At 63.6% G+C, this 23,218-nt stretch carries 25 protein-coding genes and 2 tRNA genes; 17 read left to right on the forward strand and 10 right to left on the reverse strand.

All coding sequences use genetic code 11. The annotated features are described in order from the left end of the window. Positions 1–140: 140 nt before the first annotated feature. From ACLIKD_RS04915 to ACLIKD_RS04940, 6 genes are all read right to left on the reverse strand, one after another. Positions 141–443, reverse strand: a complete 303-nt coding sequence (locus tag ACLIKD_RS04915; protein ID WP_428827406.1) for a hypothetical protein — start codon at positions 441–443, stop codon at positions 141–143. After that, positions 440–973: a flavodoxin gene (locus tag ACLIKD_RS04920; RefSeq protein ID WP_428827407.1), complete on the reverse strand. Its 534-nt coding sequence runs from the start codon at positions 971–973 to the stop codon at positions 440–442. The genes ACLIKD_RS04915 and ACLIKD_RS04920 overlap by 4 nt, the downstream gene beginning before the upstream one ends. A gap of 9 nt (positions 974–982) precedes the next feature. After that, positions 983–1,252, reverse strand: a complete 270-nt coding sequence (locus ACLIKD_RS04925; RefSeq protein ID WP_226419194.1) for a nitrogen fixation protein NifZ — start codon at positions 1,250–1,252, stop codon at positions 983–985. Positions 1,253–1,256: 4 nt separating this feature from the next. Next, a complete protein-coding gene (locus ACLIKD_RS04930; protein ID WP_226419195.1) occupies positions 1,257–1,586 on the reverse strand; it encodes a (2Fe-2S) ferredoxin domain-containing protein in 330 nt (109 codons plus the stop codon). Between the two features lie 130 nt (positions 1,587–1,716). Next, positions 1,717–1,791, reverse strand: a tRNA-Thr gene (locus ACLIKD_RS04935). A gap of 5 nt (positions 1,792–1,796) precedes the next feature. Next, positions 1,797–1,872: transfer RNA gene (locus ACLIKD_RS04940), tRNA-Val, on the reverse strand. A gap of 137 nt (positions 1,873–2,009) precedes the next feature. Between ACLIKD_RS04940 and ACLIKD_RS04945 the strand changes: the two genes are divergently transcribed. Further along, positions 2,010–2,738: a substrate-binding periplasmic protein gene (locus ACLIKD_RS04945; RefSeq protein WP_428827408.1), complete on the forward strand. Its 729-nt coding sequence runs from the start codon at positions 2,010–2,012 to the stop codon at positions 2,736–2,738. Positions 2,739–2,772: 34 nt separating this feature from the next. Here the strand turns inward: ACLIKD_RS04945 and ACLIKD_RS04950 are convergent, their stop codons facing one another. The 3 genes from ACLIKD_RS04950 to nifL all read right to left on the reverse strand — a co-directional run bounded on the left by ACLIKD_RS04950 (position 2,773) and on the right by nifL (position 7,524). After that, complete coding sequence (locus tag ACLIKD_RS04950) at positions 2,773–4,248, reverse strand: methyl-accepting chemotaxis protein (RefSeq protein WP_428827409.1); 1,476 nt, start codon at positions 4,246–4,248, stop codon at positions 2,773–2,775. Positions 4,249–4,348: 100 nt separating this feature from the next. Next, the gene (nifA, locus tag ACLIKD_RS04955; RefSeq protein WP_428827410.1) at positions 4,349–5,968 is read right to left on the reverse strand and encodes a nif-specific transcriptional activator NifA; all 1,620 of its coding nucleotides are present in this window, start codon (positions 5,966–5,968) and stop codon (positions 4,349–4,351) included. Positions 5,969–5,991: 23 nt separating this feature from the next. Then, positions 5,992–7,524 carry a nitrogen fixation negative regulator NifL gene (gene nifL / locus ACLIKD_RS04960; RefSeq protein WP_428827411.1) on the reverse strand — a complete coding sequence of 511 codons (1,533 nt, stop codon included), beginning with the start codon at positions 7,522–7,524 and terminating at the stop codon, positions 5,992–5,994. Between the two features lie 314 nt (positions 7,525–7,838). On the opposite strand from nifL, the gene rsxG reads away from it, so the two are divergent. The 15 genes from rsxG to ACLIKD_RS05035 all read left to right on the forward strand — a co-directional run bounded on the left by rsxG (position 7,839) and on the right by ACLIKD_RS05035 (position 21,082). Next, positions 7,839–8,477, forward strand: coding sequence for an electron transport complex subunit RsxG (gene rsxG, locus ACLIKD_RS04965; protein ID WP_226472875.1), 639 nt, complete (start codon positions 7,839–7,841; stop codon positions 8,475–8,477). Position 8,478: 1 nt separating this feature from the next. Beyond that, complete coding sequence (locus tag ACLIKD_RS04970; RefSeq protein ID WP_226472876.1) at positions 8,479–9,153, forward strand: electron transport complex subunit E; 675 nt, start codon at positions 8,479–8,481, stop codon at positions 9,151–9,153. 18 nt (positions 9,154–9,171) lie between these two features. Then, positions 9,172–9,687, forward strand: a complete 516-nt coding sequence (locus ACLIKD_RS04975) for a SoxR reducing system RseC family protein (RefSeq protein WP_428827412.1) — start codon at positions 9,172–9,174, stop codon at positions 9,685–9,687. 15 nt (positions 9,688–9,702) lie between these two features. Further along, on the forward strand, positions 9,703–10,284 hold the full coding sequence (rsxA, locus tag ACLIKD_RS04980; RefSeq protein ID WP_226472878.1) for an electron transport complex subunit RsxA: 582 nt from the start codon (positions 9,703–9,705) through the stop codon (positions 10,282–10,284). 33 nt (positions 10,285–10,317) lie between these two features. Beyond that, positions 10,318–10,851 (forward strand): RnfABCDGE type electron transport complex subunit B, encoded by a 534-nt coding sequence (locus tag ACLIKD_RS04985; protein WP_226419203.1) that lies wholly within the window; start codon positions 10,318–10,320, stop codon positions 10,849–10,851. A 10-nt stretch (positions 10,852–10,861) separates the two neighbouring features. Then, positions 10,862–12,367 (forward strand): electron transport complex subunit RsxC, encoded by a 1,506-nt coding sequence (gene rsxC, locus ACLIKD_RS04990; RefSeq protein ID WP_428827413.1) that lies wholly within the window; start codon positions 10,862–10,864, stop codon positions 12,365–12,367. Continuing rightward, positions 12,364–13,437, forward strand: coding sequence for an RnfABCDGE type electron transport complex subunit D (locus tag ACLIKD_RS04995; RefSeq protein WP_428827414.1), 1,074 nt, complete (start codon positions 12,364–12,366; stop codon positions 13,435–13,437). Before rsxC ends, ACLIKD_RS04995 begins: the two co-directional genes overlap by 4 nt. Positions 13,438–13,451: 14 nt before the next feature. Next, on the forward strand, positions 13,452–13,724 hold the full coding sequence (locus ACLIKD_RS05000) for an RnfH family protein (RefSeq protein ID WP_226419206.1): 273 nt from the start codon (positions 13,452–13,454) through the stop codon (positions 13,722–13,724). Positions 13,725–13,732: 8 nt separating this feature from the next. Further along, entirely contained in the window at positions 13,733–14,860 is a 1,128-nt protein-coding gene (locus ACLIKD_RS05005; protein WP_428827415.1) for an NAD(P) transhydrogenase subunit alpha, read from the forward strand. Next, positions 14,860–15,141 carry an NAD(P) transhydrogenase subunit alpha gene (locus ACLIKD_RS05010; protein ID WP_226416651.1) on the forward strand — a complete coding sequence of 94 codons (282 nt, stop codon included), beginning with the start codon at positions 14,860–14,862 and terminating at the stop codon, positions 15,139–15,141. The genes ACLIKD_RS05005 and ACLIKD_RS05010 overlap by 1 nt, the downstream gene beginning before the upstream one ends. A gap of 2 nt (positions 15,142–15,143) precedes the next feature. Further along, a complete protein-coding gene (locus ACLIKD_RS05015; protein ID WP_428827416.1) occupies positions 15,144–16,514 on the forward strand; it encodes an NAD(P)(+) transhydrogenase (Re/Si-specific) subunit beta in 1,371 nt (456 codons plus the stop codon). 76 nt (positions 16,515–16,590) lie between these two features. After that, positions 16,591–17,904, forward strand: coding sequence for a citrate transporter (locus tag ACLIKD_RS05020; RefSeq protein WP_226419209.1), 1,314 nt, complete (start codon positions 16,591–16,593; stop codon positions 17,902–17,904). A 151-nt stretch (positions 17,905–18,055) separates the two neighbouring features. Then, a complete protein-coding gene (locus ACLIKD_RS05025; protein WP_428827417.1) occupies positions 18,056–19,591 on the forward strand; it encodes an ATP-binding protein in 1,536 nt (511 codons plus the stop codon). Further along, positions 19,588–20,277, forward strand: a complete 690-nt coding sequence (locus ACLIKD_RS05030; protein ID WP_226419211.1) for a response regulator — start codon at positions 19,588–19,590, stop codon at positions 20,275–20,277. The genes ACLIKD_RS05025 and ACLIKD_RS05030 overlap by 4 nt, the downstream gene beginning before the upstream one ends. A 28-nt stretch (positions 20,278–20,305) precedes the next feature. Next, on the forward strand, positions 20,306–21,082 hold the full coding sequence (locus ACLIKD_RS05035; protein WP_428827418.1) for a ferredoxin--NADP reductase: 777 nt from the start codon (positions 20,306–20,308) through the stop codon (positions 21,080–21,082). Positions 21,083–21,132: 50 nt separating this feature from the next. On the opposite strand, the gene ACLIKD_RS05040 is transcribed toward ACLIKD_RS05035, so the two are convergent. Then, complete coding sequence (locus tag ACLIKD_RS05040; protein WP_428827419.1) at positions 21,133–21,567, reverse strand: universal stress protein; 435 nt, start codon at positions 21,565–21,567, stop codon at positions 21,133–21,135. A 232-nt stretch (positions 21,568–21,799) separates the two neighbouring features. Here ACLIKD_RS05040 and nifE point away from each other — a divergent pair, with 232 nt between their 5' ends. Then, a complete protein-coding gene (gene nifE / locus ACLIKD_RS05045) occupies positions 21,800–23,200 on the forward strand; it encodes a nitrogenase iron-molybdenum cofactor biosynthesis protein NifE (RefSeq protein WP_428827420.1) in 1,401 nt (466 codons plus the stop codon). The last annotated feature ends 18 nt before the right edge of the window (positions 23,201–23,218 follow it).

Below are 23,218 nucleotides of genomic sequence, written 5' to 3' on the forward strand. Positions count from 1 at the left end.
ATTAGCAAGTCCGGTGCCAGTCGGAAAGCAAGCTGAATAGATCGGTTTGGGCGGGTTTTGGTGGGGTTTGCGACTTCGTTATGTTGTTAACTATACAACGATGTCGACAAGCCGACAGAAGGTGTCGGCTGGGTCAGCGCTCAGGCGTCGAAATGCAGGGCGAGACTTTCCAGCACCTTGGGCAGCGGGACGTTTTCTTCGCTTTCCAGAATGCCCGGTACCGGGTGCGGGTACTCGTAGAAAATGCCGTAGGTGCCGGCACGCTGACCATGCAGGAAGACATGGGCGCGCAATTTGTTCAGCTCGGTGTGGTGCAGGGTGACCATGTTCGGGTCGCCGCTGTCTTCGGCGATATCGCAGGCCTGGGCGATGCGCTCGTCGAGCGAGACCAGGACGCGGCGGATTTCGCGGGCCTTGGGCGCGGCCCAGGGATTGACGTTCATGGCTGCAGCTCCGGTCGAATTTGCGCCAGCCAGCGATCGATCCGTTCTTCGCTGAGCAGCGGCTGATTGATCTGGTCGAGGGCCAGACCGAGGAAATGTTCGCCATCGACGGCTTGCGAGGCGGCGAACTGGTAACCGGCCGTCGGCCAGTAGCCGATGGCCCGGGCGCCGCGCGCTACCAGCGCATCGTGAATGATGCCGATGGCGTCGACGAATTCGTCCGGGTACTTCTTCTGGTCGCCCAGGCCGAAAATCGCGACGACCTTGCCGGCCAGATCGGCGGTGGCCAGTTGCGGCAGGAATTCCTCCCAGCTCGGCTGGCTGAGGCCGGTCGACAGCCCCGGCAATTCCCCAGCCCCGAGCGTCGAGCTGCCGAGAATCAGCAGCTCGCAGGCGAGAAAGTCATCAAGCGTCGTCCGCCCGATATTGACCGGGGCCGCCGCCGCATCGCCCAGTTTCTTGGCGATCTGCTTGGCGACCAGCCGGGTGCGCCCGGTATCGGTGCCGAAAAATATGCCGATTCTGGCCATCGCTGTCCCTCAGGCGCTGATTGGTTCTTCCTGGGTCAGCTCTTCCGGCAGGCAACCGACGGGGTTGCCGAGCAGGCCGTCCGGGCCGCTTTCAAAGCGCACCAGATAGATCTCCTTGCTCTCGTCCATTTCGGCAACCCCGAAATGCACCACCACGCCGCGTGATCCGGCCGCGGCGATCAGGCCTTCTTCCTCGTCCACGCCGGGCATGCCGCCATCGTTCAGGATGTCTTCGGCGGCATAGACCATGTCGCCAATTTCGTAGGGAATCGCGCTCATCGCCTCAGCTCCAGACATCAGCCGGCGCCAGCAGGCGCTCGACCGGTTGATCGAACATCAGGTGCTCGTCGATGATCACGCCGACGTCTTCCGGCTTGACCCCGGTGTACATCACGCCTTCCGGATAGACCAGGATGCTCGGGCCGAGGTGGCAGGGGCCGAGACAGCCGGTGTTGGTCAGCTGGAAGCCGGAGGCCCACAGGTTGCGGGCGGTGAATTCGTCCGAGAAGGCCTGCCAGGTCTGGGCGCAGGCTTTGTCCTGGCAGGAACCGCGCGGATGACCTGCCGGGCGGCCCTGGACGCAGACGAGTACGTGTTTCTTGGGTTTTGGCATGAAGCTCTCCTGGTTGATGGGAGAGTCATTGCAAGGGTGATGCCAGCTCGGAATCCAATGGATTCAGTGGCTTGCCGCGCTGCAGCTATGTCATGTTTGCGACAAAACCGGCGACACCAACCAAAAAAGGTGGTGCCCATGGGCAGGATCGAACTGCCGACCTCTCCCTTACCAAGGGAGTGCTCTACCACTGAGCCACATGGGCAAACCTGGTGCGTCCTGACGGGCTCGAACCGCCGACATTCTGCGTGTAAGGCAGACGCTCTACCAACTGAGCTAAGAACGCGTGGGGCGCGCATTATAACGAAAAAGTCGGCGTCTGCCGGATTATTTGCCGGGCTTTTTTCCGGCCCCCGTTCCGATGCTACGATGTGCTTTTAATTACGTCGCCAGGCCCGCTCGATGGCTGTTTGCCGATTCCTTTTGACCGTCAGCCTGGGGCTGCTCTGTGGCCTGACAGCGCCGCTGGCGCAGGCGGAAGACAAGGCGCTGCGCGTTGCCGTCCTCGATGATGCGCCGCCGATGGCTTATCGCGACAGCCGCGGCAATCTGACCGGCTTCAGCTACACGATTGCCCAGGCGTTGTGCGAGGAAATGAAGGTGCGGTGCCAATTCCAGGTGACCCGCCTCGACTATCTGATTGATGATCTGGCGGCCGGGAATTTCGATATCGCCGCGGTCGGCTTGCTGAATACGCCGGAGCGGGCCGAGAAGATCCTTTTCAGCAAATCCGTCTATCGCTCGATTTCGCTGTGGTTCGCCCGCTCGGGTGTTGAGCCGGGGCAGCGCGGCGTCCGCGTTTCGACCTTTCGCGGCTCGGCGCATGAGCGCTATCTCAAGGCGCAGGGCTGGGACGTGGTCAGTGCGCAAAGCGATGGCCAGATGCTCGAACAATTGTCGGCCGGCGTCGCCCAGGCGGTGGTCGTGCCCCTGATGACCAGTTTGGGGCTGCAGAAGAATCCCAAATTCCTGCAGTTCGGCCTGACCCCCACCGTGCTGCACGCCAACGAGCTGGAGGGTGCTGCCTCCTTCGGCATCAATCCGCACCGGGCCGACCTCAAGGTGTCGCTCGACAAGGCGCTCGATGCCATCCTGCGCAACGGGGTCTATGAGCGGATCAACACCCAGTTCCTGCCGTTCCGGGTGAACTGAAGACGGCCGGCGCCGGCCGGTCGGCTCGATTGGTCTAGGCGGCGAGCCGATTGCCGTGCTTCTCGCGAACCATGTCGTCGAGCGTTGCAATGACGCCGTCGCTGCCGAGTTCGACCGTTTCGAAGGCGGCGAACAGCTTGCTCTGGGTGGGGTAATCGGTTTCCCAGCCCTGGCTCATCAAGTCGAGGGCGCGGTGCATGTTCTGGTGCACGTCGCGGTGCGGCGAGGCGATCCGGTTGAACGAACCGAGCCGGCCGAACATTGCCACGGTGGCTTCGTTGTCCAGCCATTTGCCGAGACGGCAGTTGCGCTCATTGGCCTTGATCGCCTGGGCGTTGTCGGATTCCATGCCGCGGTTGATCGCCATGTAGCCGTTCTGCTTGTAGATGAAGTGATCGACCTTGGCCAGCGAGGCGAAGCTGACGTCGTGGATGAAGTGGATCTGGTCGAGGGCGCTGGCCGACGATTCGGCGACGGCGGCGAAGCGGGTGTCGAAATCGCCGATGGTCCGGCGGGATTCGGCGGCAATGCTGCGCATGTCCTCCGAGTTGGCGAGCATTCGCTCGGCATCGTGCTGCAGCGTCAGCATGGTGCCCGAAATGCCGGATGAGGCATCCTTCGAGTTTTCCGCCAGCTTGCGGACTTCGGCGGCGACAACGGCAAAACCCCGACCGTATTCCCCGGCTCGGGCGGCTTCGATGGCGGCATTCAGGGCCAGCAGATTGGTCTGGTCGGCAATGGTGGCGATCAGGCTGACCGACCGGGCAATCTCTTCGCGGTGGCCGTTGAATTCGATGATCGCCTGGCTGGTTTCCTCGATTTTCCCGACCAGACGGTTCATCGCGTCGATGACCTGGGCGATGGCCCCGTTGCTTTCCTCGGCAGCCGTCACGTTGGCCGTCGATAGGGCCGCCAGATGGTCGGTGGCGGCGACGATGCCGAGCATGTCCTGCTGGCTGGTGCGCATGTTTTTCAGCAGATTTTCGGCATTCAGCTGGCCGAGCCGGGAGAGCAGGTTGTTGCGCATTTCCTGATGATAGTTGCGCAGCAGGATGCACAGCGATTGGTTGCCCTGCTCGACGGCTTCGCGGAAGACGCCCTGCAGGCCGCTGCTTTCCATCTGCCGGTGGAACTGGTTGGCACTGGCCGCGGCCAGCGCCTCGCGTTGCTCGCGGAAGCAGCTTTCCATCTGGTCGAGCATGGCATTTACGTTGCGGCAGACGGTGCCCAGTTCGTCGCTCCGCGCCGATGGCGGAATGCGCGCGCCGATCACGCCGGTGGCGATTTCTCCGGCAATTCGGGTGATGTGTTGCAAAGGGTTGAGCGCCACCCTCAGTTTGTGCAGGTAGAAAAGGCCGCTGCCGATGCCGAAGCCGGTCAGCAGGATCAGCCAGACACCGTCGAGAAGTTGCCAGCCGTGGGTGGCCATGCCGACCAGTCCGGCGATGAGCAGCAAAATGTTCAGGAAAATGACTTCAACGACGGCGCTGGAAATGAAGGAGCGTTGCATATGCTTGTTGGGGTGGAAACCGGAGGAGTGAAAACTATAGGAGGGAAATGTTACAGACCGGCAGGGTGGGCCGACCCCGCCGGCAGGGGGGGGGCGGCCTTCAGAACTGCTTGACCTCGATGTTCAGCGTCTGGATGCGGTAGGCGATCTGCCGTGGCGTCATGCCGAGAATCCGTGCCGCCTTGGCCTGGACCCAGCCGGCCTGTTCGAGCGCGGCGATGACCCGTTCCTTTTCCGAGAGGTTGGGGTCGTCGATATCGACCTCGGCGTTCGGGCTGAAAACCGGGGCCGGGGCGACGCTGCCGCCGGCCCGCGCCGGCTTGCCGGGGGCGCGGTCGCGGGCGCTCGGGAAACGGATCAGATCGACGTCGATATGGCCGTCCTCGGAGAGCACGGCGGCGCGTTCCAGACAGTTTTCCAGTTCGCGCACATTGCCCGGCCACTCGTGGTTGGCCAGACGGCGCTGGGCCATGTCGGTCAGGCTGAGCTTGCGCTTCTGGTCGTTGCCGATCTTGGTCAGCAGGTGGCGGGCGATTTCCGGAATGTCCTCGATCCGCTCGCGCAGCGGCGGCAGGAAGAGCGGCATGACGTTCAGTCGGTAGAACAAGTCTTCCCGGAAGTCGCCCATGTCGACGGCGGTTTCCAGATCGCGGTGCGTCGCGGCGATGATCCGCACATCGACCTTGATCGTTCGGCTGCCGCCGACCCGCTCGAATTCGCCTTCCTGCAGGATGCGCAGCAGCTTGGCCTGGAAGGCCGAGGAGACTTCGCCGATTTCGTCGAGGAACAGGGTGCCGCCGTGCGCCTGTTCGAAGCGGCCCTTGCGCGATTCGACTGCGCCGGTGAAGGCGCCGCGTTCGTGGCCGAACAGTTCGGATTCGAGCAGGTTTTCGGGCAGCGCGGCGCAGTTCAGGCGGACCAGCGCATTGCGGGCGCGCGGCGAGTTGTAGTGGATGGCGTTGGCGATCAGTTCCTTGCCGGTCCCGGTCTCGCCGCGGATCAGCACGGTGGTGTTCCACTTGGCGACCATCCGCGCCTGGTCGAAAACCCGGCGCATCACCGCCGAACGGCCGACCATGCTGTCGAAACCGAACTGGTGGCGGACGGTGCGGCGCAGCAGGTCGCGCTCCTCGACCAAGGTCGATTTTTCCTGCGCCACTTCGAGCGACAGGCGCAGGCTCTGGCCGATCAGATTGGCGACCATTTCGACGAACTGGGCGCGTTCCTCGAGTAGGCCGTCTTCCTCGGCTTCCGGCTGGACGGCGAGAACGCCCTGCAGGTTGCCGCCGACCTTGATCGGCACGGCGATGAACGGCAGTTCGGGTTGATAGACCTTCTGCCGGTTGAGGAAGCGCGGCTCGTCGGCGACGCGCGCCAGCTTGATCGTCCGCGGCTTCTCCAGGACCAGGCCGATCATGCCTTCGCCCGGGCCGTACTGGGCGTCGTCCGAGTCCGGGCCGTTCGGGTTGTAGATGGTATGGATGTTCAGGTTGCCGGTTTCCGGATCGACCACGCTGATCAGGCCGCGCGTCAGGCCGGCTTCGTCATGCAGCACGCGCAGCACGTCGCGGAGCGATTCCTTGAAGGCCAACGAGCGGCTGAGCACGCGGCTGACGGCATAGAGCGCCGAGAGCAGCATGATGTTGAGTTCATGCGTTCGGCAGTAGCCCCCGGGGGGCGGGCACTCGGCGTCGGCGCTGTGGATGATGTGTTCGTGCATGCTGTGCTCGCTATTTATTGTTATTAGATCGGGTCGCCGTCGAGGCGAAACTCGACGATGGCCGCGCAGCCGCCGCTTGGGCTTTCGTCGAGATCGATGATGCCGCCGTGGTCGGCGACCACCTGCTGGACGCGCGACAGGCCGGTGCCGATATGCCGGCCGCTGCCGCCCTTGGCCGTGAAGAACGGCTCGAACGCCTTGTGTCGCCAGTCTTCGGGAATGCCGGGGCCGCTGTCGGCGACGATGATCACGATGCGGTCGTGTTCGACGACGCTGGTCAGCGTCAGCTCGCGCCGCTTCCAGCCCTTGACGTTCATCGCTTCGATGGCGTTGTCCATCAGCGCCTTGAACAGCATGCGCAATTGCAGCGGGCGGCCGAGGATGGTCGGCAGCGTTGCCGCCGGCTGCCAGTCGACGGTGATGCCGGCGCCGAGCAGGCGCGGCGTGCTGACTTCGAGCACATCGCGCAGGATTTCATTGAGATTGACGCTGACCACGATCTCCTGGGCGCGCGGCGGGATGACCTGGCGCAGCGATTCGAGATGCTCGCGGCTGCCGGTCAGCGCCTGCTGCAGCACGCTGGCCGCAGCCGGGTCGCGGCGCTGCAGGACGGAGAGGGCGGAAGCCATCACGTTCATCGGCTCTTCCAGCCGGAAAATCGCCGCCGACAGACCTTCGCGGATCGCCGCGGTACGTTCCTCTTCGGCCAGCACCGCCTGCAGCACGGCGGCGCGGGTGCGCTCCTGTTCGTCGCGCAGGTTGGTGATGTCGGCCATGGCGAGCAGCAGGCCGGGTTGGCCGGCGGCGCAGAAATAGCTGTCGGCACAGTCGCTCTGGATGTCGATCACGGACGAAGTCACCGAGAGCCAGCGGGCGCGCCCGGCCGGGCGGTCGATGCGCGCTTCGCGATTGACGAAGGTGCATTGCCCCGGGTCTTCGGCGAGGGCCTCGCGCCAGGCCGGGGCCAGGCTGTCGAGCAGCGTGTGGGCCGGTTCCTTGACGCGCAGGTCGGTGACCAGCTTCTTGTATTCCTGGTTGTCGAGAACGACGCGGCCGGTCGGATCGAGCAGCGCAAAGGCGATCGGCGCCGCGTCGACGACCGATTCGATCAGCTGTTTCTGATTGCGGACGACGCGTTCCAGGCGATGCAGTTCGGTGACGTCGCGGTGCATGCCGAGGTAGTGGGTAGTCTTGCCGCTGCTGTCCACCACCGGTGAGATGTTCAGTTCGGCGAGATAGATATCGCCGTCCTTGCGCCGGTTGAGCAACTTGCCCGACCACGGGCGCTGCGCCGCCAGCTCCTTCCACATCGCCTGATAGGTGGCGGCCGGCGTCGTGTGGTTGGACAGGACGGCTTCGTTCTTGCCGACGATTTCTTCGCGGCTGTAACCGGTGACCCGGCTGAAGGCTTCGTTGGCAAAAAGGATGTTGGCCTTGGCGTCGGTGATCGAAATCGCCAGGTCGGCCTGGTCTACCGCCTGACGATAGGCTTCGGAGGGCAGCACGAGCCAGGTCGACGATTCGCTGGATTGCTTGACACGCTCTGGTGCAGTCATTGAATGACTCCTGAAATATGTTTGTTCCAGCCAAGCAGATTCCATGCCGTCGATTCGGAATGCTTAGCTAAATGCACTGCTGGCCGAGGGAAGGAGGAAAAGCGACGTAATTTCTGTCGGATTGACGACATTTTGGCGGGCTGAAAGCGCACCAATTCCGTGCGTCAGGCTTCCAAGCGGGGGAAAGCGGCCTTTTCTTGTCCCCATTTTTGGGAATCGGGAATATTTCTTCGGGTTTCGGGGGGTGAAGGCGCTTCTCCGGTTATTGGCATAGAAGCTGCTAGATGGGTAGCAAGCCAACCCACATTTCGATCATGACTACTTCCCAAACTGCGACCGAAGTGCCCGTCCCCAGCCAGGCCAAGATGTTCAAACATGGCGTGATTCTCTGCCTGTTCTGTCTGGGATTCGGGTTGCTCCTGGCCGTCACCAACGAGATCACGCTAGCCGACATCGAGGCGCGGGCCATCGAGGACAAGCAGAATTCGTTGAGCCAGGTCTTGCCGGACGAGTTGCACGACAACAATCCGGTGACCGATACGCTAGCCATGGTGAATGCCGAGGGCAAGGCCTTGACCGTTTTTCGCGCCCGGAAGAACGGCAAGGTGACCGGGGTGGCTTACGAGATTTTCGGCACCGGCTACGCCGGCGAAATCAAGCTGATGATGGGCATCGATGCCGAGGGCAAGCTGCTCGGCGTGCGCGTTCTGGCGCACAAGGAAACACCGGGCCTGGGCGACAAGATCGAGGTCAAGAAAGGGCCGTGGATCGAGCGCTTCACCGGGCTCTCGATGGGCAATCCGCCGCTCGAGCGCTGGAAGGTGAAAAAGGATGGTGGCGACTTCGACCAGTTCGCCGGCGCGACGATCACACCGCGCGGCGTGATGGTCGCCATTCGCAGCGGACTCGAATTTTTCGCAGAGAACAAAACCCGTTTGACGGAGGCTGACTGACATGGCAAACAGCGACTACAAGACGATCATCAAGGACGGCCTGTGGGACAACAACGGCGTCTTCAGCATGCTGCTCGGCATGTGCCCGGCGATGGCGATGACGACCAGCGCCACCAACGGCTTCGGCATGGGCCTGGCGACGGCGGTGGTGATGGCGGCTTCGAGCTGGCTGGTGGCCATCTTCCGTAACCGGATCACGACGGAGGTGCGGATTCCGGTCTATATCCTGATCGTCGCCGCCATGGTCACCGTGGTCGATCTCGGGATGAATGCCTGGATGCACGAGCTGTACAAGGTGCTCGGCCTGTTCATTCCGCTGATCGTCTCGAACTGCCTGCCCCTGGCCCGGCTGGAAGCCTTTGCCGCCAAGCAGTCGCCGGTTCCCGCCTTGCTCGATGGCCTGTTCATGGGCCTCGGGTTCACCATCGCCCTGACCTCGGTCGGCGCGGTGCGCGAAATCATCGGCTCCGGCACGCTGTTCGCGGATGCCTCGCTGCTCCTCGGGCCGACTTTCAAGGTCATCGAAATGCGTTTGCTGCCGTCCGACATGGGTGTCCTGATGATGATCCTGCCGCCCGGCGGCTTCATCGTCACCGGCCTGCTCGTTGTCGTCAAACGCCTGCTCGACCTGCGGGCCGGCAAGGAAATCCAGATGACCGGCGCGCATGCCGTGTGATCGATGAGTACCCAGACCATGACTTCATTACCGGTGATAGCGAATGCCGCCCAGCCCTCGGTCGAGGGGATAGCCCGGGTCGTTCGCGTGACGGACGACCAGCTCTGGCTTGAGCCGGAACAGACGACCAGCTGCGGCCACTGTGCCTCGAGTGCCAGTTGCGGCATCGAGGCCCGGGAAGCGGCGGGGATCGGTACGGTGACCAGCCGCCTGCAGCAACGACGCTTCGTGGTCGATAACCCGGGCGCCGGCTATCGCGAAGGCGATCGCCTGGTGGTCGGGGTCAGCGAAGGCTCGCTGCTCAAGGCGTCGCTGACCGCCTACGGCTTGCCGCTGCTCTTTGCGCTGACGGCCGGCTCGCTGACCCAGGCCGCCTATGGCGAGGATCTGACGACGATTTTCGGGATGGCCGGCGGCTTGCTGCTCGGCCTGATCGCGGCGCGCTTCAATGCGCGGCGTCTCGCCGCCCGGGGCGATCTGGTGCCGCACATCCTGCGCCGGGCGCGGGCTGACGAAACCTGTGGAACTGTTTAGGAATAGGGGAAGACGATGAGAGATTTTGCCTTGATGATGATCGGCGCGGCCCTGGTGAACAACGTGATCCTGGCCCGCTTCCTCGGACTCTGCTCGTTCATGGGGGTGACGACCCGGGTCGATACGGCGGCCGGCATGGGGCTGGCGACCACCTTCGTCATCACCGTCTCGTCGATGGCCGACTGGGCGGTCCAGACCTACCTGCTCGATGCCTACGGGCTGGGTTTCCTGCGCACGGTGACCTTTATCCTGGTCATCGCCAGCGCCGTGCAATTCACCGAGATGACGATCAAGAAGGTGTCGCCGACGCTGTTCCAGATGCTCGGCATCTACCTGCCGCTGATCACCACCAACTGCGCCGTGCTCGGCGTCGCGCTGCTGCTGGTCGAAGGCAAGATGGGCTTCATGAGTTCGACGATGTTCGCCTTTGCCTCGGCCGTCGGCTACAGCCTGGTCATGATCATTTTCGCCGGCCTGCGCGAGCGTCTCGTGTTGGCCAACGTGCCGCGCCTGTTCGCCGGTCCGCCGATCGCCTTCATCGTCGCCGGCATGCTGGCCATGGCGTTCATGGGCTTCTCGGGCATCGCCACGAGCTAATCGTTAAACCAGTTTGGCAGGAAGGAGAATCTCATGTTGATGTCCGTAGGAAGTCTCGCAGTCATGGGCCTGACCCTGGGGAGCGTGCTCGGTGTCGCGTCGCGCTACCTGGCAGTCGAAGAAAACCCGATCGAGGCCGAGCTGCAGGCGATGCTGCCCGGCTCGCAGTGCGGCCAGTGCGGTTACGTCGGCTGCGCCCAGGCGGCGGCAGCGCTGGCCAAGGGCGAAGCGCCGGTCACCCTCTGTCCGCCGGGCGGCAAGGCGACCGTCGAAGCCCTGGCCGCCAAGCTCGGCGTCAAGGTCGATCTCTCCAAGGTTTCCGACAGCGGGCCGCAGATCGCCGAAGTGACCGAGGAAATCTGCATCGGCTGCTGCCGCTGCATGAAGGTCTGTCCGACCGACGCGATCATCGGCGCCGCCAAGCAGATTCACAACGTCATCCGCGAAGCCTGCACCGGCTGTTCGTCGTGCATCGACGTCTGTCCGACCGAAGCGCTCGGCATGGCGCCCATTCCGGTCACGCTGCAACACTGGACCTGGCCGAAGCCGGCGTCCGCCCACAACTGAGGACACGACGATGGGATTTCTCGACCGCTTTCTGAAGACGCCGAACTGGGGCGTCCATCCGGAAGACCACAAGCGTCCGGCCGCCGATGCGCCGCTCCGCCTCTTCCCGTCGCCCCCCCGCGTCTTCATGCCGCTGCACCAGCATGTCGGCGGTGCGGCCCGGCCCGTCGTGCTGGTGGGCCAGAAAGTGCTCAAGGGGCAACTGATCGCCGAAGCCCAGGGCAACATCTCGGCGCCGATTCACGCCTCGGTTTCCGGCACGATCAGCGCGGTCGGCGAAGTCACCGCGCCGCATCCGTCCGGCCTGCCCTTCAAGGCGATCACCATCGATTCCGACGGGGCCGACCGCTGGTTCGACAGCGAGCCGCTGGCCGATCCGTTCTCGGCGGCGCCCGAGGAAATCGCCCGCCGCGCCGCACTGGCCGGCGTCGTCGGTCTCGGCGGCGCGACCTTCCCGGCCGCCGTGAAATTCGCGCTGGGCAAGCGCCTCAAAGTGTCGACGCTGATCGTCAATGGCGGCGAGTGCGAACCCTACCTGTCGAGCGACGACCGCATCATGCGCGACTACCCGGAGATGGTGATCGACGGCGCGCGCCTCGTCATGCATGCCATCGGCGCGACGGATGCGCTGGTCGGCATCGAGGACAACAAGCCGGAAGCCATCGCGGCGATGCGCAGGGCCGCCGCAGCCTACCCGGAAGTCAAGATCCGGCCGGTGCCGGCCTGGTATCCGATGGGCTCGGACAAGCAGTTGATCCAGACGCTGACCGGCAAGGAAGTGCCATCCGACGCCCGGGCCGCCGAAGTCGGCGTGCTGGTCCATAACGTCTCGACCTGCGCCGCCGTGCATAAGGCGATCCGTCTCGGCCAGCCGCTGGTCGAGCGCATCATCACCCTGAACGGCGGTGCCATCGCCAATCCCGGCAATCTCTATGCGCCGCTCGGCACGATGATCAGCGACCTGTTCGCCTTCGTCGGTCTGAGAGAGGCGCCGGCCCGCTTGATCCTCGGCGGTCCGATGATGGGGACGCCACTGCTGCACGACCGGATTCCCATCGTCAAGGGCGCTTCCGGCATCCTCGCCTTCAATGCGGCCGAGGCCTTCGTTCCCGAAGCCGGCCCGTGCATCCGCTGCGGCAGCTGTACCAAGGCCTGTCCGATGGGCTTGCTGCCGCTCGAAATGGCGGCCCGCATCCGGGTCGGCGACCTTGAGGGTGCCGAGGCCTATGCCTTGCAGGATTGCATCTCCTGCGGCTGCTGCGCCTACGTCTGTCCGTCGCATATCCCGCTGGTCCAGTATTTCAGTCACGCCAAAGGCGAACTGACGGCGGCCGAGCGGACCAAGCTGCGCACCGAAGCGACCCGGCGTCTGGCCGAAGCCAAGACCGCCCGGATCGAACGCGAGAACCGGGAAAAGGCAGAAGCCGCGGCGCGCCGCAAGGCCGAGCGCGAAGCCGCCAAGGCGGCAACTGCTGCGGCACCAGTTACCGAACAGACTCAGGGAGCTTCAGCATGAGCCAAGCGTACGGAATGACCGTCGCCGCGCCGCATACCACGACGACCAACAGCCCCGGGCGGATCATGAGCTTGGTCATGCTCGCCCTGGCGCCGGCTACCATTTACGGCTTCTGGCTTTATGGCTGGCCGGCCTTCTTTCTTTGGGGCATCACCATCGCCTCGGCGATGCTCGGCGAAGCCTTCAGCCTGCGCTGGCAGAATCGCAGCGCGGCGCCGGTGCTGCTCGATGGCTCGGCGATCCTGACCGGCTGGCTGCTCGCCGTTTCGCTGCCGCCCTGGGCGCCGTGGTGGATCGGCGTATTTGGCGGGTTGTTCGCGACGATGCTGGGCAAGCAGGCGTTCGGCGGGCTCGGTCAGAACCTGTTCAATCCGGCCATGGTGGCGCGGGTGGCGCTGCTCATTTCGTTTCCGGTCCAGATGACGGCATGGGTTGCGCCGCTGCCGATGTTCAGCGTCGGCGCACCGGGCGTACTGGACGGCCTGCTGATCATCCTCAAGGGCATGCCGCCGGCCCTCGACGCGGTGACCAGCGCGACGACGCTGGGCTTCGGCAAGACCGAGCTGTCGCGCGGCATCAGCCTGCTCGAGTCGCTGCAGCATGCGCCGGCCCTGTCGTTCATCGGCAACCGTCCCGGCAGCCTCGGCGAAACCGCCGCCTGGCTGGTTATTGCCGGCGGTGTGGCGATGATGTTCCTGCGCATCATCACCTGGCACATCCCGCTGGCGATGCTGGCCGGCATTGCGCTTCCCGCCGCCATCCTGCATGCCGTCGATCCGGCGCGTTATCTCGATATGGGCGCCCACCTGTTGTCGGGCGGGGCGATGCTCGGCGCCTTCTTCATCGCCACCGACTACGTGACTTCGCCGAACTCGCCGCGCGGCCAGCTGATTTTCGGCTTCGGTTGCGGCGTACTCACCTACGTTATCCGAACCTGGGCGGGCTATCCGGAAGGGGTGGCTTTCGCGGTGCTGCTGATGAACTCGATGACGCCGATCATCGATACCTATTTCAAACCGCGTATCTACGGTCGTGACAGCAAGGGGAAACCTTTGCAGACGACCAATTGAAGGAGGTAATCGAGATGCAAATCGGTGTCGCCTATTCCGAACCCGGTCAGCAAATCTGGCTGAACATCGAGGTGCCGGACGAATCGTCGGTCAAGGAGGCCATTGATCGTTCCGGCATCCTCAAACAGTTTCCCCACATTGACCTGAGCGCCCAGAAAGTCGGGGTGTTCGGCCGCCTGGTCAAGCTCGATGCCGCGCTGAAGGCCGGCGACCGGATCGAGATCTACCGGGGAATCATTGCTGACCCTGAAACCGTCCCGCGTCGGGACATGAACGAAGAAGACTAAACAACAATATGTCGATAACCATAGGTGTGGTGCGCGAAAGCGCGCCAGGAGAACATCGCGTCGCCATCGTGCCGGAAACGAGCAAGAAGTTTCAGGCACTGGGGGCGAAAGTAGTACTGGAAAACAATGTCGCACTGGACAGCCATTTCATGGATGGCGGCTTCGAGCAGGCATCCTTCGGTCAGGACTTGCCCGCGGTTTACGGCCAAGCCCAGCTGATCCTGCGCGTCACGCCGCCGTCGGCGGCAGAGATCGCCGCGCTGCCGGAAGGCGCGGTCCTGATCGGCCTGTTGAAGCCCTTCGAAGACCAAGCCCGCCTCGCCGCCCTCAACGCTCGCAAGATCACCGCCTTTTCGCTCGAACTGCTCCCCCGCATCTCGCGCGCCCAGAGCATGGACGCCCTGTCCAGCCAGGGCGCCTGTGCCGGCTACCAATGCGGCCTGATCGCCGCTGCCCGCTGTACCAAGTTCTTCCCGATGCTGACCACCGCCGCCGGGACGATCAGGCCGGCCCGCGTGCTGGTGATCGGCGCCGGCGTCGCCGGCCTGCAGGCGATCGCCACCTGCAAACGCCTTGGGGCGATGGTCGAAGCCTATGACGTGCGCGCCGCCGCCAAGGAACAGATCGAATCGCTCGGCGCCAAGTTCGTCGATACCGGCGTCTCGGCCGACGGGGCCGGCGGCTACGCCCGCGACCTGACCGCCGAGGAGAAGGCGCAGCAGACCGAGAAACTGGCCAAGGCGGTCGCTGCCGCCGACGTCGTGATCAGCACCGCCGCGATTCCCGGCCGACGCGCGCCGATCATCATCACCACCGAGATGATCGGCCGGATGAAATACGGCGCCATCATCGTCGACATGGCCGCCGAATCCGGCGGCAACTGCGCGCTGACCCAGCCCGGCGAGCACGTCATCGCCAACGACGTGAACATCCACGGCCCCTTGAACCTGCCGTCCCGCATGCCGACCCATGCCTCCGAGCTGTACGCCAAGAACCTCTACAACTTCCTCTCGCCATGGATCAAGGACGGCGAACTGGCGTTCGACTGGGAAGACGAAGTCGTCGCTGGCACGCTGCTCTGCAAGGATGGCGTCACCGTTCATCCAACCGTCAAACAAGTTTTTGGAGAAGCCTGATGGACGGCCTGCTCGCCTTATACATCTTCATGCTCGCCGCCTTCACCGGCTACGAGATCATCGCCAAGGTGCCGGTCATCCTGCACACGCCGCTGATGTCCGGTTCCAACTTCATCCACGGCGTCGTCGTCGTCGGCGCCATGCTCATGCTCGGCACCGCCGACACCGTTGTGCAACAGGCCATCGGCTTCTTCGCCGTCGCCCTCGGCGCGGCCAATGCCGCCGGTGGCTACGTCGTCACCGAGCGCATGCTCGCCATGTTCAAGAAAAAGGAAGCCTGAGCATGACGCTCCCGATCTACGTCCAAGGCGCCTGGTTTGTCGGCGCACTGCTCTTCATCCTCGGCCTGAAAGGCATGAGTTCCCCGGCCAGTGCCCGGAAAGGCATCGTCTGGGCCGGCTACGGCATGCTCGTCGCCATCGCCGGCACCTTCCTCGTGCCCGGCCTGCAGAACCTCGCGCTGATGGCCCTGGCCCTCGGTCTCGGCGCTTCGGCCGCCTGGATTTCCGGCCAGCGGGTCAAGATGACCGACATGCCGCAGATGGTCGCCATCTACAACGGCATGGGCGGCGGGGCGGCGGCGGCGATTGCCGCCATCGAGTTCGCCAAGGGCGACGTCCATAGCCCGGTCGCCACGACGCTGGCCGTGCTCGGCGCGCTGATCGGCTCGGTCTCCTTCACCGGCTCCTGTGTCGCTTACGCCAAGCTGCAGGGCCTGATGAAGAAAGCCTACCGGCTGCCGGCCCAGAACGTCGTCAATGTCGTCCTCGCCCTCAGTGCCCTCGGCCTCGGCGCGGCGATGATCGCGCTGGCTCCGGCCAACCCCGAGCTGATCTACATCTTCTTCGCCGTCGCGCTGGTCCTCGGCCTGATCGTCACGCTGCCGATCGGCGGCGCCGACATGCCGGTGGTGATCTCGCTGTTCAATGCCTTTACCGGCCTGGCCGTCGGCTTCGAGGGCTACGTCCTCGGCAACCCGGCGCTGATCATTGCCGGCATCGTCGTCGGCGCGGCCGGCACGCTGCTCACCCAGCTGATGGCCAAAGCGATGAACCGGCCGATCTCCAACATCCTGTTCACCCCGATGGTGGCGAGTGGCGGTGGCGAAGCGATCGAAGGGACGATGAAGGAACTCTCCGCCCTCGATGCCGCGGCGCTGATGCGCTACGCCGGCAAGGTCATCATCGTGCCCGGTTACGGCATGGCGGTGGCGCATGCCCAGCACAAGGTCTGGGAAATGACTTCGATCCTCGAGGAAGCCGGGGTCGAGGTGAAGTTCGCCATCCACCCGGTGGCCGGGCGCATGCCGGGCCACATGAACGTGCTCTTGGCCGAGGCCGGCGTGCCCTACGACAAGATCTTCGATCTCGAGGAAATCAACGGCGAGTTCGGCCAGGCCGACGTCGCGCTGATCATCGGCGCCAACGACGTGGTCAATCCGAGCGCCCGCACCGACAAGGCCAGCCCGATCTACGGCATGCCGATCCTCAATGCCGATCAGGCGCACAACGTCATCGTGATCAAGCGCGGCAAGGGTACGGGTTATTCCGGGGTTGAGAATGCCCTGTTCTACACCGACAATTGCCGCATGCTCTACGGCGACGCCCAACCGATGGCCGGCGAGATCATCCAGCATTTGAAGACGATGGGCTAAGGCTGCGATTCTCTCGTTGGGTGACTGGGGGCACGTAGAATGTCGCACTCAAAAATATTTCAACGAGAGAACAGTCATGTATCGTTTGTTGTCCCTGCTGGTCCTGTTCCCCGTTTCCGCCTTTGCCGCCGGCGATTTGCCGACGCTGGGTGGAATTCCGGTGGAATTCATCCTGTTCGCGCTGACCTTGCTCGGCGTCGCGCTGTTCCACAACGCCACGCTCTACGTGGCGCTGACCGGTCTGGCGACGATCAGCCTGTACAAGATCATCGTCACCGGCTTCAAGACCGGGGTCGGCGTCGCCGGCTTTGCCGGCCATCTCGGCCATGAGTGGGTGACGCTGGCCAATCTGTTTTGCCTGCTCACCGGCTTCGCGCTGCTCGCCCGGCACTTCGAGAAGAGCCATGTGCCGGTTGTCCTGCCCAAGTTCCTGCCGGATGACTGGAAGGGCGGTTTCGTCTTGCTGGTCATGGTCTTCGTGATTTCGAGTTTTCTCGACAATATCGCGGCGGCGTTGATCGGCGGTGCCATGGCTCATCAATTGTTCAAGGCCAAGGTCCATATCGGTTTCCTGGCCGCCATCGTCGCCGCTTCCAATGCCGGCGGTTCGGGTTCGGTGGTCGGCGATACGACGACGACGATGATGTGGATCGACGGCATCAGCCCCGCGGCAGTTCTCCATGCCTATGTCGCCGCCGGCGTCGCCTTGTTGATTACCGCCTACTTCGCTGCCAAGCAGCAGCATGCCTATTCGCCGATGATCAAACATGCGCATGCCAATACGCATGTCGATTGGGGGCGCATTTTCATCGTCTTCCTGATGCTGGCGTTTGCGATCGTCACCAATGTCACCATCAACATCAAATTTCCGGTGTTGGCCGACAGCTTTCCCTTCATCGGTGCTGCGGTCTGGGTTGCGATCATCCTGACCATCCCGGTGCGGCGCCACGACTGGGAGCTGCTGCCGGATGCCGTCAAGGGTTCCGTCTTCCTGCTGTCGCTGGTCACCTGCGCCTCGATGATGCCGGTCGAAGCACTCCCGGCCGCCTCCTGGCAGTCCGCGCTGACGCTGGGTTTCGTTTCCGCGGTCTTCGACAATATCCCGCTGACGGCCCTGGCGCTACGCCAGGGTGGTTTCGACTGGGGCTTCCTGGCCTATGCCGTCGGCTTCGGCGGGTCGCTGTTGTGGTTTGGCTCATCGGCCGGCGTTGCCTTGTCCAGCATGTTCCCGGAGGCCAAGTCGGCTGCCCAGTGGCTGAAGCATGGCTGGCATGTGACGCTTGCTTACGTCGTCGGCTTCTTCTTCATGCTGGCGGTCCTCGGCTGGCACCCCCAGGCACCGCACAAGGCCGTTGTCGCGCCGGTCGTCGGCGAGGCCGTGGCGCACTGAGCAACAGGCTGATAGATCCGGCCGGCTAGGCCGGCCAGCGATGGCTAACGCCGTCCGCCGAAGCAACGGCGGGCGGCGTTTTTTTGGTGCCGCCAATTTTTTACGGCGCTTTTATATCGCATCCACTAGCATCGGAACATTCCGGTTTGGGGTGCCCCATGAATACAGCAGCAGCGAGGAAGACGTGGCCTTCTCTCGATTGATCGGCAAACGACGATCGATCCGGGGATATCTCGCCGCGACGCTGTACGTCCTGGCGGGAACGCTGCTGACGACGCCGCTGCGCGGCGTGCTCGATCTTTCGAATGTCGCGCTGCTCTACGTTCTGGCCGTGGTTCTGAACGGGGTCCGCTACGGTCGGGGCGTCGCCATTTTTGCGGCAGTTTTTGGTTCCCTCGTTTTTGCCTATGTCTTTGTGCCGCCGCATTTTTCGCTGGCGATCACGGAGGTCCAGTATCTGCTGTCGGCGGTCATCATGCTGGTGGTGGCATTGCTGGTTGGCCACGTTACGGCCAATCTGCGCAGCCACAGCGAAGTGGTCGAGGCTCAGGCAGCGCAGAACAAGGCGCTTTACGAGTTCGCCCGGCAACTGACCGCGACGCGCTCGAGCGAAGCGGTACTCGAAACCAGCTTGCGCTTTCTCGAACGAAACTTTGCTGCCCGGCACGCCCACCTGATCGGGCCGGAGCAGGTGCATTCGGCCGCCAATGTCTTGGCCGATGCCGCCCTGATTCAAGCCTGCCGGGAGCGCCGGCAATTGCTGACCCGGCCGACCGCCGTCGCCGCCAACGTCGTTGCATTATTGCCGCTGCTGACAGCCGAGTCCGGGCATGGGGTGATTTGCTTCGAGGTCGCTGCCAGCCAGTTGGAAACCCAGTCTCAGCGGGAGTTTCTGGAGACCGTCGGGTCGCTGATCGCGGTCGCGCTGGAGCGAACGCATTACGCCGAGGTCGCTCAGGAAGTCGAACTGCGGCATGCCGCCGCGACCTTGCGCAACACCATCCTTTCTTCGTTGTCGCATGACATGCGGACTCCGCTGACCGCCCTGGTCGGCACGGCGGACACCCTGATGCTGGCGCCGATGCTGCCGCCGGAAAAGCAGCATGCCCTGTTGTCCGGCTTGCGCGAGCAGGCGCAATCGATCTTCCAGTTCGTCAATAATCTGCTCGACATGGCCCGTCTGCAATCGGGCGGCGTCGAACTGAACCTGGCCTGGCAACCGATCGAGGAGGTGGTCGGGGTGACGCTGCAGCAGATCAAGTCGATCGCCGAGGCCCGGCAGATCGGCCTGAGCATTGACCCGGATCTGCCCCCTGTGCTGATCGACGCGGTGTTGATCGAGCGGGCGCTGTGGAATCTTCTCGAGAACGCGATCAAGTACTCGCCTGCCGACAGCCCGGTCGAACTGGCTATCCGGCGGCTCGGCGATGAGCTCGATATCGCCGTCGGCGACCGGGGGGAGGGCTTACCGACCGAGAATGTCGAAGCCTTGTTCGGGCTTTTCCAGCGCGGCCATGCCGAATCAAGCGTTCCCGGCGCCGGACTCGGGCTGGCGATCGTCAAGAATATCGCCGAAGCGCACCACGGCAGATTGACGGCGAACCGGCGCGAAGGCGGCGGCAGTTGCTTTCATCTCCGCCTGCCGCTTGGCCAGGCGCCCTGTCTGGCACTGGAGGACGAGGCATGAGCGAGCCGGAACGGATTCTGTTGATCGAAGACGACAAGCGGATACGCGAGTTCGTGTCCTCGGCCCTGGAAGCCGAGGGCTATCGCGTCTTCGAGGCCGGCACGGCCGGCTGGGGCGCCAGCGAGGCGGCAAGGCACAAGCCGCATCTGGTAATGCTCGATCTCGGCTTGCCCGATCGCGACGGCAGCGAATTCATCCGCGATTTTCGGGGCTGGTCCACGGTGCCCATCCTGATCGTTTCGGCCCGGGCCGACGAGAAAGGCAAGGTCGAGGCGCTCGATAGCGGGGCCGATGACTATCTGACCAAACCGTTTGGCGTTCCCGAATTGCTTGCCCGCGTTCGCGCCTTGCTGCGCCGGGCGCCGGTTCAGCGCCTGGAGAGCAATCCGATCATCGAGTTCGGCGATTTCATCATCGACTGCGTCGGCCGCACGGTGAGCAAGGCCGGTCAGCCGATCAAGCTTTCCCAGATCGAATATCGCCTGCTCCTGGCAATGGCCGGCAACCCGGGACGGGTCCTGACGCATCGCCAGTTGCTGGTCCAGGTCTGGGGTGGCCAGGCCGCCGATAACCACGAATATCTCCGCGTTTATGTTGGCCATTTGCGCCAGAAGATCGAAATCCATCCTGCCCAGCCGCGCCATATCCTGACTGAAATTGGCATCGGCTACCGTTTTCAACCCTGATTATTTTTAACCTGACTGAACTACCTTTATGAGCGCCTATAGCACCGAGACCGTCCTGTCCGTTCACCACTGGAACGACACCTTGTTTACCTTCCGTTGCACGCGCAGCCAGAGCCTGCGTTTCGTCAGCGGTCAATTTGTCATGATCGGTCTCGAAGTCGATGGCCGGCCGCTGACTCGGGCCTACAGCATCGCCAGCGCCAGTCACGAAGAGCATCTGGAATTCTTCAGCATCAAGGTCGAAAACGGCCCGCTGACTTCGCGCCTGCAGCATTTGCAGGTCGGCGACCCGGTGCTGATCAGCCGCAAGCCGACCGGGACGCTGGTCCTACGCGACCTCAAGCCGGGCAAGCGGCTGTTCATGTTCGCCACCGGCACCGGGCTGGCGCCGTTCATGAGCCTGATCCACGAACCGGAAACCTACGAACGTTTCGACAAGGTGATCCTGATCCACGGCGTGCGCTGGACCAATGAACTGGCCTATCACGACTACATCGAGGAAGAACTTTCGGATCACGAATTCTTCGGCGACTGGGTGCGCGAGAAGCTGATCTATTACCCGACCGTCACCCGCGAGCCTTTCCGCAACGAAGGCCGGTTGACCGATCTGATCCATTCCGGAAAGTTCTTCGCCGATATCGGCGAACCGCCACTCGATCCCGAGCACGACCGCGGCATGATCTGTGGCAGTCCGGCCATGCTGAAGGACACCTCGGCCATGCTCGACGCGCACGGCTTCAAGATTTCGCCGCATATCGGCGAAATGGGCGATTACGTGATCGAGCGGGCGTTCGTCGAAAAGTAAGCGGCGATTCGCCGCCGGGTAGTGCCGCCGGGGCGACGATGGTCCAGGTCTCAGTCGCCGCTGGCCTTGACGCAGACCACCGGCACCGTCGCCAGATGCAGCACCTTGCGCGTTACCGAGCCGAGGGCCAGGGCGGCCAGGCCGCCGATGCCGCGGGTGCCCATGACGATGGTGTCGCAGCCGAGCTCTTCGGCCAGCGCGGCGATGGTTTCCGCGGGGTCGCCGAGCTTGACGTAAGTGCGGTGGGCAATCCCCGCTTCGTTCAGCGCGTTCACTACCGGCTTCATCGCACTGTGCGCCCGGGCCGAGAGCAGGCTCTGGATTTCTTCCGATTCCATGCCGTGGGTTTGCCAGGCGGCCGGCGCCGGTTCGACGGTGACGACATGGACGGCTGGCGCGCCGTGCGTCCGGGCAAAGCCGATCACGTAAAGAGCCGCTTCAAAGGCGTGACGGGAGCCGTCAACCGGTAACAATACGCTGCGCATTTCTGTTTCCTTTCGCGAAACAATGACAAGTTGGTAAATCCCCCTTGCTTTTACTGTAGAGCCTTGCGGCAAGCTTCGACAAGCCCTTGACCGAACATTGCCCCGCTTTTGTCGCAAGATCGGTGGCTTGTCGTGTTCGAGACAATATTGAGCCGTAGATAAGTTATATAAAACAATGAATTGAAGGTGGCACCCGTCTTGCTAAATGCTGTTCAGACCTCGGGAGATCAGCATGAAAGCCAGCGAAATCCAGGCCTTGCTCGATGAGCCAGCCTGTAGCCACAACAAGAAGGAAAAGTCCGGTTGCGCCAAGCCCAAGCCGGGCGCCACGGCCGGCGGTTGTTCCTTCGACGGCGCGCAGATCGCGCTGCTGCCGATTGCCGACGTCGCCCACATCGTGCACGGGCCGATCGCCTGTGCCGGCTCGTCGTGGGACAACCGCGGCACCCGTTCATCCGGCGTGACGCTGTACCGCATCGGCATGACCACCGACCTGTCGGAAACCGATGTGGTGATGGGGCGCGGCGAGAAGCGGCTGTTCCATGCCATCAAGCAGGCCATCGACAGCTATGCGCCGACGGCGGTCTTCGTCTATAACACCTGCGTCACTGCGCTGGTCGGCGACGATGTCGAGGCCGTCTGCAAGGCGGCCAGCGAGCGGGCCGGCATTCCGGTGGTGCCGGTCGATGCCGCAGGCTTCTACGGCACCAAGAATCTCGGCAACCGGCTGGCCGGCGAGGCCATGTTCAAGCACGTCATCGGTACCGCCGAGCCAGCTCCTGCCGCGCCGCGCGCCGACGGTCTGCCGACCTACGACGTCAATCTGATCGGCGAATACAACATCGCCGGCGAGTTCTGGCATGTCGCGCCGCTGTTCGACGAACTCGGCCTGCGCATCCTGTGCACCCTGTCCGGCGATGCCCGCTTCCATGAAGTGCAGACCATGCACCGCGCCAAGGTGAATATGGTGGTTTGCGCCAAGGCGCTGCTCAACGTGGCGCGCAAGATGGAAGACAATTTCGGCATTCCGTTTTTCGAAGGCAGTTTCTACGGCGTCCAGGATGTTTCCAACGCGCTGCGCGATTTCGCCCGGCTGATCGGCGATCCGGACCTGACGGCCCGCACCGAGGCGGTCATCGCCCGCGAGGAAGCGAGGTCGCACGCCGCCCTCGAACCCTGGCGCGTTCGCCTCAAGGACAAGCGCGTGCTGCTCTATACCGGCGGCGTCAAATCATGGTCCATCGTCTCCGCGCTGCAGGATCTCGGCATGAAAGTGGTGGCCACCGGCACCAAGAAATCGACCGAGGAAGACAAGGCGCGCATCCGCGAACTGATGGGCGAGGATACCAAGATGATCGACGACGGCAGTCCGAAAGCCTTGTTGTCGACCTATCACGAGTACCAGGCCGACATCCTGATCGCCGGCGGCCGTAACCTCTACACCGCCCTGAAGGCCCGTATTCCCTTCCTCGACATCAATCAGGAGCGCGAATTCGGCTACGCCGGCTATACCGGCATGGTCGAACTGGCCCGCCAGCTGGCGCTGTCGATGGAAAGCCCGGTCTGGGCCGCGGTGCGCAAGCCGGCGCCGTGGGCCAGGCAGAGCGGTCCGGGCAGCGTGCTGGCGGGCTGACCGGCGGCGTATGGGAAG

The organism is Azonexus sp. IMCC34842, from assembly GCF_050368855.1.
Taxonomy (GTDB): domain Bacteria; phylum Pseudomonadota; class Gammaproteobacteria; order Burkholderiales; family Rhodocyclaceae; genus Azonexus; species Azonexus denitrificans_A.